We start from the raw sequence: 17,357 nt of genomic DNA, 5'->3' as shown, positions 1-17,357 counted from the left end.
GTGAGGGATGACGTGAGCGACAACTCTGTAGTACTGCGGTACGCGGACGGTGAATACACCTACCCGGTGGTCGAGAGCACCGTCGGCGACAAGGGCTTCGACATCGGGAAGCTCCGAGCCCAGACCGGTCTGGTCACCCTCGACAGCGGATATGGCAACACCGCCGCCTATAAATCCGCCATCACCTATCTCGATGGTGAGCAGGGCATCCTGCGGTACCGCGGCTACCCCATCGAGCAGCTCGCCGAGCAGTCCACCTTCCTTGAGGTGGCGTCGCTGCTGATCAACGGCGAGCTTCCGAAGGCCGACGAGCTCGAGGCCTTCCAGAACGAGATCACCCAGCACACGCTGCTGCACGAGGACGTCAAGCGCTTCTTCCAGGGCTTCCCGCGCGACGCCCACCCGATGGCGATGCTGTCGTCCGTGGTCTCGGCGCTGTCCACCTTCTACCAGGACAGCCACAACCCGTTCGACGAGAAGCAGCGTCACCTCTCCACGATCCGGCTCCTCGCGAAGCTGCCGACGATCGCCGCGTACGCGTACAAGAAGTCGATCGGTCACCCGTTCGTCTACCCGCGTAACGACCTCGGCTACGTCGAGAACTTCCTGCGCATGACCTTCTCGGTCCCGGCGCAGGAGTACGAGCTCGACCCGGTCGTGGTCGCGGCGCTCGACAAGCTGCTGATCCTCCACGCGGACCACGAGCAGAACTGTTCGACGTCCACCGTCCGTCTGGTCGGCTCCTCGCAGGCGAACATGTTCGCCTCGATCTCCGCCGGCATCTCGGCGCTGTGGGGCCCGCTGCACGGTGGCGCCAACCAGTCGGTCCTGGAGATGCTCGAGGGCATCAAGGCCAACGGCGGCGACGTCGACTCCTTCATCCGCAAGGTGAAGAACAAGGAGGACGGCGTCCGCCTGATGGGCTTCGGCCACCGGGTGTACAAGTCCTTCGACCCGCGCGCGAAGATCATCAAGGCTGCGGCGCACGACGTCCTCTCGGCCCTCGGCAAGTCCGACGAGCTGCTGGACATCGCGCTCAAGCTGGAGGAGCACGCGCTCTCCGACGACTACTTCGTCTCGCGCAACCTGTACCCGAACGTGGACTTCTACACGGGTCTGATCTACCGCGCCATGGGCTTCCCGACGGAGATGTTCACCGTCCTGTTCGCCCTCGGCCGCCTCCCGGGCTGGATCGCCCAGTGGCACGAGATGATCAAGGAGCCGGGCTCCCGCATCGGCCGCCCGCGCCAGATCTACACCGGCGTCGTCGAGCGCGACTTCGTCCCGGTCGCGTCCCGCTGAGCGTGATGACTCCGGCCCGCTGACGCGCGTCCTCGCGGAGGCGCGTCCCCGCGGAGCGAAAAGCGCCCCGCCGCCGATCCCCCCACGGGTCGGCGGTCGGGGCGCTTTCCATATCCCGGTGCGGATTCCCCCCACGGGATCCGGGCCGGGCGTCTGCTCGCGCGGTCTGCCGGGGTACGTACGGGAGGGCCGCTCAAAGCTCCCCGTGCACGTGCCCCGGCCGCGCTTGCCTGGGACGTCCCCCAAGACATCCCATGAACGTCCCCCAAGACGTTCTCGGCATCGCCCACTTAGACTCGCGAACAGCCCAGATGGTTACCCCCAAATATCTGTGATCTAGATCTCTTTGTGAAGGTCCTGTGCGTCACGTGTAGGTGAATTCACGTGAAGCGACGGAGTCGCAGGCTGTTGGTCACGACGAAAACGGAGGAAAACGCCATGGCCAGGCCGGCGATCATCGGGTTGAGCAGCCCCGCCGCCGCCAGCGGCAGCGCGGCCACGTTGTAGCCGAAGGCCCAGCCCAGGTTTCCCTTGATCGTCGCCAGCGTGCGCCGGGAGAGCCGGATGGCGTCCGCCGCGACCCGCAGGTCCCCGCGGACCAGCGTGAGGTCGCTCGCCTCGATCGCCGCGTCCGTGCCGGTGCCCATCGCCAGGCCCAGATCGGCCGTCGCCAGGGCCGCGGCGTCGTTCACCCCGTCGCCGACCATCGCCACCGTGCGCCCCTGCTCCTGGAGCCCGCGCACGACGTCGACCTTGTCCTGCGGCAGCACCTCGGCGATCACCTCGTCGATGCCGACCTCCGCCGCCACCCGCCGGGCCGTCTCCTGGCCGTCCCCGGTCAGCAGCACCGGCCGCAGCCCGAGGCCGCGCAGCAGGGCGACCGCCTCCGCGCTGGTCTCCTTGACCGTGTCGGCGACCGTCAGCGTCCCGCGGGCCCGCCGGTCCCAGGCGACGTGCACGACCCCCGGCCCGCCCGCGCCGTCCGGCACCTCGATCTCCTCGGCCGCCAGCAGGGCGGCGCGCCCGACGAGCACCAGGTGCCCGTCGACCGAGCCGCGCACGCCGAGCCCCGGCACGTTCTCGAAGGACTTCGGTACGGGGAGCTCGCCGACCTTCGCGGCGGCGCCGGCCGCCACGGCACGGGCGACCGGGTGCTCGGAGGAGTGCTCCAGGGCGCCCGCGAGCCGCAGCAGCTCGGCCTCGTCGACGCCCTCGTACGCGTACACCTCCGTCAGGCGCATCACGCCGGTGGTGACCGTGCCGGTCTTGTCGAGGACGACGGTGTCGACCCGGCGGGTGGACTCCAGGACCTCGGGGCCCTTGATGAGGATGCCGAGCTGGGCGCCGCGGCCGGTGCCGACCATGAGGGCGGTCGGGGTCGCGAGACCGAGGGCGCAGGGGCAGGCGATGATCAGCACGGCGACGGCGGCGGTGAACGCGGCCGTCGTGTCGCTGGTGACGAGCAGCCAGCCGACCAGGGTGCCCAGGGCGATCAGGAGCACCACGGGCACGAAGACGGCGGAGATCCGGTCGGCGAGCCGCTGCACCTCCGCCTTGCCGTTCTGCGCGTCCTCGACCAGCTGGGCCATCCGGGCCAGCCGGGTGTCGGCGCCGACCCGGGTGGCCTCGACGACGAGGCGGCCCGAGACGTTGACGCAGCCGCCGGTGACGGGGTCGCCGGCGGAGACGTCGACGGGCAGGGACTCGCCGGTGAGCATCGAGGCGTCGACGGCCGAGGCGCCCTCGGTGACGGTGCCGTCGGCGGCGATCTTCTCCCCGGGGCGTACGACGAAGCGGTCGCCGGTCCGCAGCGCGCCGACCGGGATCCGTACCTCCGTCCCGCCGCGCAGGACGCCGACGTCCTTGGCGCCCAGGCGCATCAGGGCGTGCAGGGCGGCGCCCGCCTTCCGCTTGGCGCGGGCCTCCAGGTAGCGGCCGAGGAGGATGAAGGTGACGACCCCGGCGGCGACCTCCAGGTAGATGGTGGAGGAGGCGTGGTCGCGGGTGACGGTGAGGTCGAAGCCGTGCCGCATGCCGGGCGTGCCGGCGTCGCCGAGGAAGAGCGCCCACAGCGACCAGCCGAAGGCGGCGAGGGTGCCGACCGAGACGAGGGTGTCCATGGTGGCGGCGCCGTGCCGGAGGTTGGTCCAGGCGGCGCGGTGGAAGGGCAGCCCGCCCCAGACGACGACGGGGGCGGCGAGGGTGAGCGAGAGCCACTGCCAGTTGTCGAACTGGAGGGCCGGGACCATCGCGAGCAGGACGACCGGCAGGGACAGCACCGCGGAGACGGTCAGCCGCTCGCGCAGCGCGGCGAGCGCGGGGTCCTCGGCCGCGCCGGGGCTCTCCTGCCCGGAGTCGGGCGCGGGCTCGGGTTCGGGCGGCGGGGGTTCCTCGGCGGTGTACCCGGTCCTGACGACGGTGGCGATCAGCTCGTCGACCGTGACCTCGGCCGGATGCTCGACGCGCGCCTTCTCCGTGGCGTAGTTGACCGTCGCGGTCACGCCGTCCATCCGGTTGAGCTTCTTCTCGACGCGGGCCGCGCAGGAGGCGCAGGTCATCCCGCCGATCGTCAGCTCGGTGGTCGTGGAGGTCATGTGGGGTCCCGGGGCTGGTGGAACGAGTACAGGGCCGTACCGCAACGGTACGGCCCTGCACGGTGGCGCGGGGATCAGGCGGCGGGGCCCACCAGCTCGTAGCCGGCCTCGTCCACGGCGGCGCGGACGGCCTCCACGTCGAGCGGGCCGGCGGAGGTCACGGTGACCTCGCCGGTGGCGGCGACGGCCTTGACCGAGGAGACCCCGGAGATCTCGGAGATCTCACTGGAGACCGCGCCCTCGCAGTGCCCGCAGGTCATGCCCTTGACCTGGTAGACGGTGGTGAGTTCGGCCATGACGTTCTCCTCGTTCCGGGGGTGGTGCGCTTCGGGGCGCCTGTGCCGTACTAACACATATTATACCCCTAGGGGGTATGGATTGGCGAAGTGACCCGCCCGGGTCGCGCGAGCGACCTCAGCCACGCCAGCCCCGCCGCCGTCACCAGCACCAGGCCGCCCACCGAGAAGAAGGTGAAGAGGTGCTCCTGCCGGGCGCTCGGATCCGGGAGGTACCCCTGGGCGAAGAGCGAGCGGTCCAGGGAGGTCGTGGTCAGCTGGAGCACCAGCCACAGCGCGATGCCGTGCATCGAGTCCCACAGGGCGTGCAGTGCGGCCACCCCGAGGTACGTGCCGACGACCGGCCCCGCGAACCGGAACCGCCCGTCCGGCCGCCGGTACGCCAGCAGCACCCCGCCGGCGATCGCCGTCCACAGGCCGTGCCCGAAGGGGGCGAGCACCCCGCGCAGGATCTCGGTCTCCAGGAGCGAGCGCAGGTCGATGCCGTCCATCGTCACGGCCGCGTTGAACGCGTACCCCGCGCTCTCGAACGCGGCGAAGCCGAAACCGACCGTGCCGCCGAGCACCAGTCCGGCCCGCACCCCGCGCAGCCACGGGCGGTGGCGCACCACGAACATCAGCGCCGCCAGCTTCGCCGCCTCCTCGATGAGCCCGACGCCGACGAACATCCACAGGGAGGGGTGCAGCAGGTAGTACTCCATGACGGAGGCGCCCAGCACCCCGAGCACCCCGCCGGTGACGAAGCAGCCGAGGATCACCGGCACCCCGAAGTCCTGCCCGTGCCGCTCGTAGGCCCAGAGCGTGAAGACCGAGGGCACCAGGAAGCTGCCCAGCAGGATCAGCGTCGGCAGCAGGGTCGTGTTCTCCGTCGCGTACGTGACGACCGCGGTGAGCGCCCACAGCGCGAGCCCGCCCCACAGGCAGCGCCGCCACAGCCCCGGGCGGGGCGTCTCGACGGGCGGGCGCGCGGGCGGGGGCGGTGCCGGTGTCCGGGGTTGCTGGTCGTACACAGCGAGACCTCCAAGTCCCTCCGCCGACAGGGCATCTGACCGGAGCTTATGGTAGATACCCGATATGTCGCATTCGGGGACCACGCTGATCCTGATCATGACGATCGCCGTCCTGGCGCCGCTGCTCGCCTACGGAGCCGGGCGCTGGCTCCCCGTGCCCCTGGTCATCTTCGAGATCCTGCTGGGCATCGTCATCGGCCCCGACGTCCTGGGCTGGGCGAAGCCCGACGCGCTGATCGACGGCCTCTCGCAACTCGGCCTCGCCATGCTGATCTTCCTGGCCGGATACGAGATCGAGTTCGGCAAGGTCCGCGGCGACACCCTGAAGCGCTCGGTGTGGGCCTGGGTTGCCGCCCTCGCGCTCGGCCTCGGCGCCGGTGTCCTGCTCGGCGACGGCTACGACAAGGGCGTCTTCATCGGCGTGGCCCTGACCAGCACCGCGCTCGGCACGGTGCTGCCGGTGCTGCGCGACGCGGGCGACCTGCACGGCCGGTTCGGGTCGGTGGTCATGGCCTTCGGCGCGGTCGGCGAGTTCGGGCCGATCATCGCCATGGCGCTGCTGCTGAGCGGCCGCAGCGCCGCCGAGTCGACCGCCCTGCTCGCCGTCTTCGCCGCGCTCACCGCGGGCGCCGTCTACTGGGCGCTGAAGCCGCGCAGGCCGTGGTTCTCCCGGATCATCGCGAAGACCCTGCACAGCAGCGGACAGTTCGCGGTCCGTTTCGTCTTCCTGCTGCTCGCACTGATGCTGGGCGCCTCCACGGCGCTCGGACTCGACGTCCTGCTCGGCGCGTTCGCTGCCGGGCTGATCACCCGTCTGGTCCTGACCGGGGCCGCTCCCGAGTCCGGGCCGCAGATCCTGGAGAAGATCGAGGCGGTCGGCTTCGGCTTCCTCGTCCCGGTCTTCTTCGTCGTCACCGGCATCGAGTTCGACCTGGACTCGCTGCTCGCCGGCGGCCGTACGCTGCTGCTCCTGCCGCTCTTCCTCGCCCTGTTCCTGGTGGTGCGGGGCGGCCCGGTGGCCCTCCTCGCCCCGCGCGACCTCGCCGGGCGCGACCGGGGGGCGCTGGTCCTCTACAGCTCCACGGCGCTGCCGCTCGTCGTCGCCATCACCACCATCGGCGTGGACGACGAGGCGCTGACGGCGGGCGAGGCGGCTGCCCTGGTGGGGGCCGGGATGGTGTCGGTGCTGGCCTTCCCGCTGATCGCCCTGAAGCTGCGCGCGCGGGCGGGGGAGAAGGAGCTGCCGGCCGAGCAGGTCACGGGCTCGGAATCGTGGTGAGCGCCTCCCCGACGACCGGGTCGAGGTAGCGCCGCACGGCCTTCTTCAACTCGACGATCACCGCGTCCCGCTCGGGGCCCTCGGGCGCCGCGAGCACGAGGGCGAGACCGCCCTTGACGACGGCGAAGGTCATGTCGGCTATCCGGGCACGCTCGGCCGGCCCGCTGTCCGGCAGGTAGTGGGCGAGCAGGTCGCCGACCCGCGCGAGCAGCGAGGCGTGCAGGGCGTCGTGCTCCTCGGCGATCCGGCCGGGGACGTCCGAGCCGTGCATGAGGGCGAGGAAGGCCGGGTTCTGGCAGTTGAACTCGATCATCGGGTCGAGCACGGCGTCGAGCATCAGCGGCAGCGGCAGCGCCAGGTTCTCGGGGGTGAAGGCCTGCCCGTGGGCCTCCCGCATCTCGGTGAGGAGCCGGTCGCCGAGCTCGATGGCGATCGCTTCCTTGTTGGGGAAGTACTGGTAGAGCGTGCCGGGGGAGACGCTGGCCTCGCGGGCGATCGCGTTGGTGCTGGCCGCCGCGTAGCCGTGGGCGCAGAAGACGTCGGCGGCGGCCTGCAGCAGCTGCGCGATGCGGCGCTCGCCGCGGGCCTGGCGGCGGCGCGGCTTCGGCTCGGACCCTTCTTCGGACATGACTGTCCCCAGCTCTCTCAACGCGTTTGACAAATACGAGAGGTCGCTCGCATTCTTGTGAAACGCGAGTGATCACTCGTGTTTGCCAGTCTATGGCAATGGGCGACCCATGCGACCTGCCGGGAAGCGAGCGCCTGGGTCACGGTGAAGGGGACACCGCGTCATGGCCGAAGTCAAGAAACCGTCCACCGGCGGGGGGTGGACCCGGTTCGTGACGGCCCGGCCACGCCTCTCGCTCCTCGTAGCCCTCGTGATCACGGCGCTCGCCGTCCTCGCGGGCAGCGGCGTCGGCGACCGGATGGGCAGCGGCGGCTGGGAGGACCCGGACGCCGAGTCCACCTACGCGCTGGAGGTCCTGGAGCGCGAGTTCCCCGCCTCCCAGCCCAATCTGCTGCTGCTCGTCGACGCGGGCGCCGCCGGGGTCGACTCCCCGGCCGTCGCCGCCGAGGCCCGCCGCCTCGCCGAGCGGCTCGACGCCGAGCCCGGCGTCGGCGGGGTCGGCTCCTACTGGCAGACCGGCTCCCCGGCCCTGCGCTCCGAGGACGGGCGCCAGGCCGTGATCGCCGCCCGGATCGACGGCGAGGAGAAGGCCGCCGGCGAGATCCTGGAGCGCGTCGCCCCCGAGTTCCGGGGCACCCACGGACCCGTGCAGGTCTCCGTCGGCGGTCCGCTCGCCGTGCGCCACGAGATGCAGACGACCATCCAGGAGGACCTGCTCAGGGCCGAGATGATCGCCCTGCCCATCACCCTCGTCCTGCTCGTCATGGTCTTCGGCAGCGCCGTCGCCGCCCTGCTCCCGCTCGGCATCGGCATCGTCGCCATCCTCGGCACCAACGCCGTGCTGCGCGGCATCACCGAACTCACCGACGTCTCCGTCTTCGCGCAGAACCTCACCACCGCCCTCGGGCTCGGCCTCGCCATCGACTACGCCCTGTTCGTGGTCCGCCGCTTCCGCGAGGAGCTGGCCGCCGGCGCCGACACCAGGACCGCCGTCGCCACCACCCTGCGCACCGCCGGGCGGACCGTGCTCTTCTCCGCCCTCACCGTCGCCGTCTCACTCGCCGCGATGCTGGTCTTCCCGCAGTACTTCCTGCGCTCCTTCGCCTACGCGGGCATCGCGGTCGTCCTGCTCGCCGCCGCGGCCGCCCTGATCCTGCTGCCCGCCGCGCTCGTCCTGCTCGGCGACCGGGTCAACGCCCTGGACCTGCGGCGCCTCTTCCGGCGCCGGTCCGGTGCCGGGGCGGGCGGCGCCGCCGAGCGGGAGGCCGGGGCCGGCTGGGCGCGCACCGCGGCCCTGGTGATGCGGCGGGCGCCGCTCTTCGCCGTGGCCACCGTCACCGGACTCGTGCTCCTGGGGCTGCCCTTCCTCGGCGTGAAGTTCGGCACCGCCGACGACCGCCAGCTCCCGGCGAGCGCCGAGTCCCGGGTGGTCCAGGACCATCTGCGCGACGCCTTCCCCGGGAACCCCGGCGGCGGGATCACCGTCCTCGCCGAGGGCGCCGCCACCCCCGGGCAGTACGCCGAGTACCGGGAGCGGATCGAGGGCCTCGACGGGGTCGCGCGGGTCGAGGGCCCGGTGACCTCCCCGGCCGGCGGGCGCAGCCACGCCTACTTCACCGTCGTCCCCGAGGGCGAGACCGTCGGCACCGAAGCCCAGCACGTGGTCGGCGAACTGCGCGCGGAGAAAGCCCCGTTCGACACCTCCGTGACCGGCGCCGCCGCCGTCCTCGTCGACTCCAAGGACGCCATAGGGGACCGCCTGCCCTGGGCCGCCGCCGTCATCGTCGTCGTCACCCTGATCCTGGTCTTCCTGCTCACCGGCAGCCTGCTCATCCCGATCCAGGCCGTCGTCCTCAACGCGCTCAGCCTCACCGCCATGTTCGGCGCGGTCGTCTGGGTCTTCCAGGACGGACACCTCTCCGGACTCCTCGGCTTCACGTCCACCGGGGACATCGAGACCACCCTGCCCGTGCTGATGTTCTGCGTGGCCTTCGGACTCTCCATGGACTACGGGGTGTTCCTGCTCTCCCGGATCAAGGAGGAGTACGACGCCACCGGCGACCACGAGCACGCGGTCCGGTTCGGGCTGCGGCGCACCGGCGGGCTGATCACCGCCGCCGCCGTCATCCTCGCGGTGGTGATGGTCGCCATCGGCACCTCCCGGGTCACCAACACCAAGATGCTGGGCCTCGGCGTCGCCCTGGCCGTCCTCATGGACGCCATGGTGGTGCGCAGCCTGCTCGTCCCCTCGGTGATGAAGCTGACCGGCCGCCTCACCTGGTGGGCACCGGGACCGCTGCGCCGCTTCCACGACCGCTTCGGGATCAGCGAGGGCGGCACCCCCGGGACGCCGGAGTCGCAGCCGCAGCCGGACCAGGGGCCGGGCCCCGAGCCGGGCGCCGCCCGGGAGAAGGAGCGCGTCGGATGAGCGAGGGCCCCGCACCACGGTTCGGGGGGTGCGGGGCCCTCGAAGGGGAGGGGAGGCCGGGAGGCCTCGGAAGGCCGGTCTCGCGAGCCGGGGGCGTCAGTCCCGGCGGCTCCGGTTGCCGGGACGGTTCGCGACCCAGGCACGGATGGTGTCCGCGTACCAGTAGGGCTTGCCCGACTGGACGTGGTCGGGGGCCGGCAGCAGCCCGTGCTTCCGGTAGGAGCGGACCGTGTCCGGCTGCACCTTGATGTGGGCGGCGATGTCCTTGTACGACCAGAGCCGTTTGTCCGTCATGCGTGGCACCTCCCTGCGTGCCCGGCAGCGGCGGCGGGAGTGCCGTCGGGGGAGCTGCCGGGTGTGTGCACTGGCGATCACTGAGCCTGTGCCCGGTGAACGGCCCCTTCTGACGGGAGGGGAGCGCCTGTCGACTGCCTGTGACGGAAAACCCGCGAAACGGAGACATGTGTGACGAAGGGGCGACGGATGTGACGTAAGTGACGCATAGTCATCAGGCGCCGCAGGAGCGCAGAAAACGGCGCGTGCGCAGCGCGATGGGGTAGGGCCGGTCCGGCTCACACGGGTACATGTCCTGCTCCACGATGGCGAACAGGTCCACGTCCAGCGCCTGCGCCGCCGCCAGGACCGGTTCGAGGGCCGGCACCCCGGTGGGCGGCTCGCACATCACGCCCCGCGCCACCGCCGGGCCGAACGGCAGCTCCTCGGCGACCACCCGGGCCAGGACCTCGGGGTCGACCTGCTTCAGATGGAGGTAGCCGATCCGCTCGCCGTAGGTCTCGATCAGCTTGACGCTGTCACCGCCGCAGTAGGCGTAGTGGCCGGTGTCCAGGCAGAGCGCGACCAGGTTCGGGTCGGTCGCGTCGAGGAAGCGGGTGACGTTCTCCTCGGTGTCGACATGGGTGTCCGCGTGCGGATGGACGACCACCCGCAGCCCGTAGCGCTCCCGGACCTCGTGGCCGAGCCGCTCGGTCAGCGAGGTCAGGTGCCGCCACTGCGCCGGGGTGAGCGTGCGGTCCTCCAGGACCTCGCCCGTCTTGTCGTCGCGCCAGAAGGAGGGGATGACCACCAGATGCCGGGCACCCATCGCCTGGGCGAGGGCCGCGTTCTCGGCCACATGCGCCCAGGTGCGCTCCCAGACCTCCGGGCCGTGGTGCAGCCCGGTGAAGACGGTCGCCGCGGACACCTTCAGACCCCGGCGGGCGGTCTCCTCGGCGAGGACGGCCGGATCGGTCGGCAGATAGCCGTACGGGCCGAGCTCGATCCATCCGTAACCGGCGCCCGCCACCTCGTCGAGGAAGCGCTGCCAGGGCACCTGCCGCGGATCGTCGGGGAACCAGACGCCCCAGGAGTCCGGGGCCGAACCGACCCGGATGCGGGACAGGGGCGCCGGGCCGCCCGGCGGACCGGACGGAGACGGACTCGACGGCTGCGACGGCTGCGACGGCTTCGTCATGACCGCCACGATGACACACGTCCGAATGTAAGGACATGCCGTTGACAGCCTTCCGGACCGGCGACTAGACCTGGGTGCGGGCGGGGGCGCCGAGGCGAGAGGTGACGTGGCATGACGTCGGAGCCGTACGACCTGATCGCGATGGGCCGGCTCGGAGTGGACCTCTACCCGCTGCAGAGCGGGGTGGAGCTGGCCCGGGTCGACACCTTCGGCAAGTTCCTCGGCGGCTCCCCGGCCAACGTGGCCGTCGCCGCCGCGCGCCTGGGCAGCCGCACCGCGCTCGTCAGCCGGACCGGAGCGGACCCCTTCGGCGCGTACCTCCACCACGAGCTGCGGGCCTTCGGGGTGGACGACCGGTGGGTCACCGACGTCGCCGCGTACCCGACCCCGGTCACCTTCTGCGAGATCTTCCCGCCCGACCACTTCCCGATCCACTTCTACCGCCGCCCCAAGGCCCCCGACCTGGAGATCCACCCCCACGAGCTGGACCTGCCCGCGCTCCGCGCCGCCCGCGCCGTCTGGGTGACGGGGACCGGGCTGAGCGCCGAGCCCAGCCGGACCGCCACCCTCGCGGCCCTGTGGGAGCGGTCCGAACGCCTCGACCCCGACAGCGCGCTCACCGTCCTCGACCTGGACTGGCGGCCCACCCTGTGGGAGACGCCCGACGAGGCGCCGCCGTACTACCGGGAGGCCCTCAAGCACGCCACGGTCGCCGTCGGCAACCTCGACGAGTGCGAGGTCGCCACCGGGGAGCGGGAACCGCACGCCGCCGCCCGCGCGCTGCTCGCCGCGGGCGTACGGATCGCCGTCGTCAAGCAGGGCCCCAAGGGCGTGCTCGCGCTGGCCGCCGACGGCACCGCCGCCGAGGTGCCGCCGCTGCCGGTGGAGGTGGTCAACGGCCTCGGCGCGGGCGACGCGTTCGGCGGGGCGCTCGCCCACGGGCTGCTCGCCGGGTGGGACCTGGAGCGCGTCCTGCGCCAGGCCAACGCGGCGGGCGCCATCGTCGCCGGCCGGCTCGCCTGCTCGCCCGCCATGCCGTACGAGGACGAGATCGCCCTCGCCCTGGCCACCGGCACCGGCTCCATCCCGGAGCGGACCCCGTGACACCCGGCGCCCCTTTCGGACAGTCCGCCGGCCACCCCGGACGCCTCGGCGGGACGGCGACGCGGGCCGGGGACCCGGAGCCGTCCCGTACGGCTGACCGGCCGCTCTCCCGTACGGCGGACGGCCGGTCTTCCGGACCCGCGCGGCGGGTAGGGAGCTGACCATGGAAACGAAGCCCGCCCCGCGCTCCCTCCACCTGCCCGCGGGGGCCGCCGCCCGCGGCCCGTACGCCGTCGACATCGACCCCGCGCGGGCCGGCTGGACCCACAGCGCGCTGCGCGTCCTCGACCTTCCGCCCGGCGGGACCCACCGGTTCGAGACAGGGAACAGCGAATGGGTGGTGCTTCCGCTGTCCGGTGGCGGTACGGTGCGCGTCGACGGGGAAATCCTCGAACTCGTAGGCCGCGCCAGTGTGTTCGACGGGGTCTCGGACTTCGCCTATGTGCCCAGGGACGCCCACGTCCAGATCGCCTCCGGTGCGGGAGGCCGCTTCGCTTTGGCAGGAGCGAAGTGCGAGCGACGACTCCCCGCCCGCTACGGCCCCGCGCCGGAGGTTCCCGTCGAGACCCGCGGCAGCGGCAACCGCAGCCGCGAGGTGCGCAACTTCGCCGCCGCGGACGCCTTCGACTGCGACCGGCTGATCGCCGTCGAGGTGATCACCCCCGGCGGCAACTGGTCCTCGTACCCGCCCCACAAGCACGACGAGCACCGCCCGGGCGAGGAATCCGTCCTGGAGGAGATCTACTACTACGAGGTCCAGGAGGCCGCGGAGGTCCACGAAGTCCAGGAGGCCCGGGAGGCCGCGGAGGCCCAGGAGGTCCACGAGGCGGCGGAGCCCCCCAGCCCGCCCCCCGGCACCCCCGGCCCGCCCCCCGGCACCCCCGGCCCGCCCCCCGGCACCCCCGGCCGGGCCTACGGCTACCAGCGGATCACCCCCTCCCGCCCCGGCGGCGCCGCACTCCTCGCCGAGGTCCGCGGTGGTGACGCCGTCCTCGTGCCCGACGGGTGGCACGGTCCGTCCATCGCCCAGCCCGGCCATCCGCTCTACTACCTGAACGTCATGGCGGGACCCGGCCCCGAACGGGAATGGAAGATCTGCTTCCACCCCGACCACACGGAGGGATACGCATGAGCGTCCGGCTCACCGTCGCCCAGGCCCTGGTGCGCTTCCTCGCCGCCCAGCACACCGCGCGCGACGGCGTGCGCCGGCGCCTGATCACCGCCACCTGGGGCATCTTCGGACACGGCAACGTCGCCGGGATCGGGCAGGCGCTCGTCGAGTACCCCGCGCTCATGCCGTACCACCAGGGCCGCAACGAACAGGCCATGGTGCACGCCGCCGTCGGCTACGCCCGCCAGTCCCGCCGGCTCCAGACGCACGCCGTCACCACCTCCATCGGCCCCGGCGCCACCAACCTGGTCACCGGCGCCGCCCTCGCCACGATCAACCGGCTGCCCGTGCTCCTGCTGCCCGGCGACACCTTCGCCACCCGCCCCGCCGACCCCGTCCTCCAGCAGCTCGAAGTCCCCTACGCGGGCGAGGTGTCCGTCAACGACTGCCTGCGCCCCGTGTCGAAGTACTTCGACCGGATCACCCGCCCCGAGGCGCTGATCCCGGCCGCCCTCGCCGCCGTACGGGTCCTCACCGACCCCGCCGAGACCGGCGCCGTCACCCTCGCCCTGCCCCAGGACGTACAGGCGGAGGCGTACGACTGGCCCGAGGAGTTCCTCGCCGAGCGGACCTGGACCGTGCGCCGCCCCCGCCCCGACCGGGACGAGCTCGACGCCGCCGTCCGGGCGGTAGCCGACGCCGAGCGGCCGCTGATCGTCGCGGGCGGCGGCGTGAAGTACAGCGCCGCCGAGGACGCCCTGCGCACCCTCGCCGAACGGGCCGGCCTCCCCGTCGCCACCACCCAGGCGGGCAAGGGCGTCCTGCCGTACGACCACCCCTGCGAGGTCGGCGGCATCGGCCACACCGGCACCGCCACCGCCGACGAACTCGCCCGGGCCAGCGACCTGATCATCGGCGTCGGCACCCGTCACACCGACTTCACCACCGCCTCCGGCACCCTCTTCCACCCCGACGCCCGCTTCCTCAACCTCAACATCACCGGCTTCGACGCCCACAAACAGGCCGCCCTGCCGCTCGTCGCCGACGCCCGCGAGGGCCTCACCGCCCTCACCGAGGCGCTCGCCGGACGCCGCGGACCCGGCCACGAGCCGGACACGGCTCCCTGGGCGGAGTCCAAGCGCGCCTGGCAGGCACGCACCGACGCCGCGTACGCCCCCGACAGCGAGGACGCCCGCCCCACCCAGGCGCAGGTCCTCGGCGCACTCGACACCTTGGTCACCGGGGACGACATTGTGATCAACGCGGCCGGCTCGCTCCCCGGCGACCTCCACAAGCTGTGGCGGGCCCGCTCCGCCGACCAGTACCACGTCGAATACGGCTACTCCTGCATGGGATACGAGATCCCCGCCGCCCTCGGCGTCGCCCTCGCCGCACCCGGCCGGCCCGTCTGGGCGCTCGTCGGAGACGGTACGTATCTGATGAATCCCACCGAGATCGTCACCGCCGTCCAGGAAGGCCTGCCCATCAAGGTGGTCGTCCTCCAGAACCACGGCTACGCCTCGATCGGCGGCCTGTCGGAGGCCGTCGGAGCCGAGCGCTTCGGCACCGACTACCGGCTGCGGGCCCCCGACGGCGGCTTCACCGGGCCGCCCCTCCCGATCGACCTGGCGGCCAACGCCGCCTCCCTCGGCATGCGGGTGCTACGCCCCCACACCATGCGTGACCTGCGAGAAGCCCTCGCGGACGCACGGGAGGCGACGGTTCCCACATGTGTCTACGTCGAGACCGAAACGGCAGACAGTGTGTCGGGCCCGCCCCCCGCCCAGGCGTGGTGGGATGTGCCCGTGGCCGAGACGTCGACCCGCCCGTCGGCGGTCAAGGCCCGCGAGGAGTACGACCGGCACGTCACCGCCCGACGCCGCCACCTGTAGCAGCCAGAAGGAGCATTCCGTCATGACGAAGACCGTCAACCACTGGATCGGTGGCAAGAGCGTCGAGGGCACGTCGGGCAACTGGGGCCCGGTCACCGACCCGGCCACCGGTGCCGTGACCACCCAGGTCGCCCTCGCCTCGGTGGAGGAGGTCGACGCGGCCGTCGCCGCCGCGAAGGACGCCTTCGCGACCTGGGGCACCTCCTCCCTGGCGCAGCGCACCACGATCCTCTTCCGCTTCCGCGCCCTGCTCGACGCCAACCGCGACGCGATCGCCGAGCGGATCGTCGCCGAGCACGGCAAGGTGCACTCCGACGCGCTCGGCGAGGTCGCCCGCGGCCTGGAGATCGTCGACCTGGCCTGCGGCATCACCACCCAGCTCAAGGGCGAGCTGTCCACCCAGGTCTCCAACCGCGTGGACGTCGCCTCGATCCGCCAGGCCGTCGGCGTCGTGGCCGGCATCACCCCGTTCAACTTCCCGGCGATGGTGCCGATGTGGATGTTCCCCATCGCCATCGCCTGCGGCAACACCTTCGTGCTCAAGCCGAGCGAGAAGGACCCGTCGGCCGCCATGAAGATCGCCGAGCTGCTCGCCGAGGCCGGCCTGCCGGACGGTGTCTTCAACGTCCTGCACGGTGACAAGGTCGCCGTGGACCGCCTCCTGGAGCACCCGGACGTCTCCGCGATCTCCTTCGTCGGCTCCACCCCGATCGCCCGCCACATCCACACCACCGCCGCCGCCAACGGCAAGCGCGTCCAGGCGCTCGGCGGCGCGAAGAACCACATGCTGGTGCTGCCCGACGCCGACCTCGACGCGGCCGCCGACGCGGCGGTCTCGGCGGCGTACGGCTCCGCCGGCGAGCGCTGCATGGCGATCTCCGCGGTCGTCGCGGTCGGCGCGATCGGCGACGAGCTCGTGGAGAAGATCCGCGAGCGCGCCGAGAAGATCAAGATCGGCCCCGGCAACGACCCGACCTCCGAGATGGGCCCGCTCATCACGGCCGTCCACCGCGACAAGGTCGCCTCCTACGTGCACGGCGCGGCGGCCGAGGGCTGTGAGGTCGTCCTCGACGGCACCGGCTACACGGTCGAGGGCCACGAGAACGGCCACTGGATCGGCCTCTCCCTCCTGGACCACGTCCCCACGACCGCCAAGGCCTACCAGGACGAGATCTTCGGCCCGGTCCTGTGCGTGCTGCGCGCCGACACCTACGAGGAGGGCCTGGCCCTCATCAACGCCTCGCCGTTCGGCAACGGCACCGCGATCTTCACCCGCGACGGCGGCGCCGCCCGCCGCTTCCAGCTGGAGGTCGAGGCCGGCATGGTCGGCGTCAACGTGCCGATCCCGGTGCCGGTGGGCTACCACTCCTTCGGTGGCTGGAAGGACTCGCTCTTCGGCGACCACCACATCTACGGCAACGACGGCGTCCACTTCTACACCCGCGGCAAGGTCGTCACGACCCGCTGGCCGGACCCGTCCGAGGCCCCGTCCGGCGTCGACCTGGGCTTCCCGCGCAACCACTGATCCCGGGCGACCGTCGATCCCGGGCAGCCGGCGCGGTCGGTGACCGATCGGTAATCGACTGGCCCCCAGGGTGCGTTCTCACGCATCCTGGGGGCCATGTCCGTTCCCCCGCCGCTTCCGCCGAAGCACCAGATCCGCGCGCTCCACACCGCCACGACGGTGACCGTCTACCAGGCGTACAGCCCGTCCCTCGGCCTGCCGGCCGCCCGCGACGGGCGCTTTCCCGACGCCTGGAAGCGCACGCGGATGACCTGGATCAAGCCCTCGTTCCTGTGGATGATGTACCGCTGCGGCTGGGGCCTGAAGGAAAGCCAGGAGACCGTCCTCGCCGTCGAGATCACCCGCGAGGGCTTCGAATGGGCCCTGCGCCACGCATGCCTCTCGCACTACGAGCGCGCCTTCCACCCCGACCACGACACCTGGCGGCGCGAGCTGAAGAGCTCCCCGGCGCGCGTCCAGTGGGACCCCGAGCGCGACCTGCGCCTGGCGCCCCTCCCGTACCGCTCCCTCCAGCTCGGCCTCACCGGGGAGGCCTCCCGCCGGTACGCGGACGAGTGGACGGTCGGCATCCGCGACGTCACCCCGCTCGCCCACGAGATCCACGCGCTGGTCCGCGAGGGACACCTGGAGGAGGCCGGACGCCTGCTGCCGGAGGAACGGGCGTACCCGGCGGAGGACGGGCTGCTCGGGCGGATCGTCGCGTAGCGGCGGCGGCTG

The 17,357-nt window shown here is 72.3% G+C and carries 14 protein-coding genes; 8 read left to right on the top strand and 6 right to left on the bottom strand.

Features of this window, described 5'->3' with window-relative positions:
• Positions 1 to 12: 12 nt before the first annotated feature.
• Positions 13 to 1,302, top strand: coding sequence for a citrate synthase (locus ACZ3ZE_RS04680; protein WP_361162946.1), 1,290 nt, complete (start codon positions 13 to 15; stop codon positions 1,300 to 1,302).
• 380 nt (positions 1,303 to 1,682) lie between these two features.
• Here the strand turns inward: ACZ3ZE_RS04680 and ACZ3ZE_RS04675 are convergent, their stop codons facing one another.
• From ACZ3ZE_RS04675 to ACZ3ZE_RS04665, 3 genes are all read right to left on the bottom strand, one after another.
• A complete protein-coding gene (locus tag ACZ3ZE_RS04675) occupies positions 1,683 to 3,896 on the bottom strand; it encodes a heavy metal translocating P-type ATPase (protein WP_361622386.1) in 2,214 nt (737 codons plus the stop codon).
• 74 nt (positions 3,897 to 3,970) lie between these two features.
• Entirely contained in the window at positions 3,971 to 4,192 is a 222-nt protein-coding gene (locus tag ACZ3ZE_RS04670; protein WP_361162950.1) for a heavy-metal-associated domain-containing protein, read from the bottom strand.
• Positions 4,193 to 4,260: 68 nt separating this feature from the next.
• Positions 4,261 to 5,202: a PrsW family intramembrane metalloprotease gene (locus ACZ3ZE_RS04665; RefSeq protein ID WP_467257317.1), complete on the bottom strand. Its 942-nt coding sequence runs from the start codon at positions 5,200 to 5,202 to the stop codon at positions 4,261 to 4,263.
• Between the two features lie 64 nt (positions 5,203 to 5,266).
• Here ACZ3ZE_RS04665 and ACZ3ZE_RS04660 point away from each other — a divergent pair, with 64 nt between their 5' ends.
• Positions 5,267 to 6,481: a cation:proton antiporter gene (locus ACZ3ZE_RS04660; protein WP_467257315.1), complete on the top strand. Its 1,215-nt coding sequence runs from the start codon at positions 5,267 to 5,269 to the stop codon at positions 6,479 to 6,481.
• Here ACZ3ZE_RS04660 and ACZ3ZE_RS04655 read toward each other — a convergent pair.
• Positions 6,459 to 7,109: a TetR/AcrR family transcriptional regulator gene (locus ACZ3ZE_RS04655; protein ID WP_361162954.1), complete on the bottom strand. Its 651-nt coding sequence runs from the start codon at positions 7,107 to 7,109 to the stop codon at positions 6,459 to 6,461. The genes ACZ3ZE_RS04660 and ACZ3ZE_RS04655 overlap by 23 nt on opposite strands.
• Before the next feature lie 163 nt (positions 7,110 to 7,272).
• Here ACZ3ZE_RS04655 and ACZ3ZE_RS04650 point away from each other — a divergent pair, with 163 nt between their 5' ends.
• Positions 7,273 to 9,537, top strand: coding sequence for an MMPL family transporter (locus ACZ3ZE_RS04650; RefSeq protein WP_467257314.1), 2,265 nt, complete (start codon positions 7,273 to 7,275; stop codon positions 9,535 to 9,537).
• Between the two features lie 96 nt (positions 9,538 to 9,633).
• On the opposite strand, the gene ACZ3ZE_RS04645 is transcribed toward ACZ3ZE_RS04650, so the two are convergent.
• Both ACZ3ZE_RS04645 and ACZ3ZE_RS04640 read right to left on the bottom strand, forming a co-directional pair.
• Positions 9,634 to 9,831, bottom strand: coding sequence for a helix-turn-helix transcriptional regulator (locus tag ACZ3ZE_RS04645; protein WP_361162958.1), 198 nt, complete (start codon positions 9,829 to 9,831; stop codon positions 9,634 to 9,636).
• Positions 9,832 to 10,045: 214 nt separating this feature from the next.
• Positions 10,046 to 11,008: a sugar phosphate isomerase/epimerase family protein gene (locus tag ACZ3ZE_RS04640; RefSeq protein ID WP_467257312.1), complete on the bottom strand. Its 963-nt coding sequence runs from the start codon at positions 11,006 to 11,008 to the stop codon at positions 10,046 to 10,048.
• Between the two features lie 111 nt (positions 11,009 to 11,119).
• On the opposite strand from ACZ3ZE_RS04640, the gene iolC reads away from it, so the two are divergent.
• The 5 genes from iolC to ACZ3ZE_RS04615 all read left to right on the top strand — a co-directional run bounded on the left by iolC (position 11,120) and on the right by ACZ3ZE_RS04615 (position 17,345).
• Positions 11,120 to 12,112 (top strand): 5-dehydro-2-deoxygluconokinase, encoded by a 993-nt coding sequence (gene iolC / locus ACZ3ZE_RS04635; RefSeq protein WP_361162962.1) that lies wholly within the window; start codon positions 11,120 to 11,122, stop codon positions 12,110 to 12,112.
• A 163-nt stretch (positions 12,113 to 12,275) separates the two neighbouring features.
• Positions 12,276 to 13,244: a 5-deoxy-glucuronate isomerase gene (locus ACZ3ZE_RS04630; RefSeq protein WP_467257310.1), complete on the top strand. Its 969-nt coding sequence runs from the start codon at positions 12,276 to 12,278 to the stop codon at positions 13,242 to 13,244.
• On the top strand, positions 13,241 to 15,115 hold the full coding sequence (gene iolD / locus ACZ3ZE_RS04625; RefSeq protein WP_361162966.1) for a 3D-(3,5/4)-trihydroxycyclohexane-1,2-dione acylhydrolase (decyclizing): 1,875 nt from the start codon (positions 13,241 to 13,243) through the stop codon (positions 15,113 to 15,115). The genes ACZ3ZE_RS04630 and iolD overlap by 4 nt, the downstream gene beginning before the upstream one ends.
• Before the next feature lie 22 nt (positions 15,116 to 15,137).
• A complete protein-coding gene (gene mmsA, locus ACZ3ZE_RS04620; RefSeq protein ID WP_361162968.1) occupies positions 15,138 to 16,640 on the top strand; it encodes a CoA-acylating methylmalonate-semialdehyde dehydrogenase in 1,503 nt (500 codons plus the stop codon).
• 96 nt (positions 16,641 to 16,736) lie between these two features.
• Positions 16,737 to 17,345, top strand: a complete 609-nt coding sequence (locus ACZ3ZE_RS04615; protein ID WP_363292548.1) for a DUF4291 domain-containing protein — start codon at positions 16,737 to 16,739, stop codon at positions 17,343 to 17,345.
• Positions 17,346 to 17,357 lie beyond the last annotated feature (12 nt).

The sequence above is a fragment of the Streptomyces sp. NPDC023157 genome (assembly GCF_055560575.1).
Note: the sequence above shows the minus strand (reverse complement) of the source record. Positions and strands in the feature narration are given on the sequence as shown.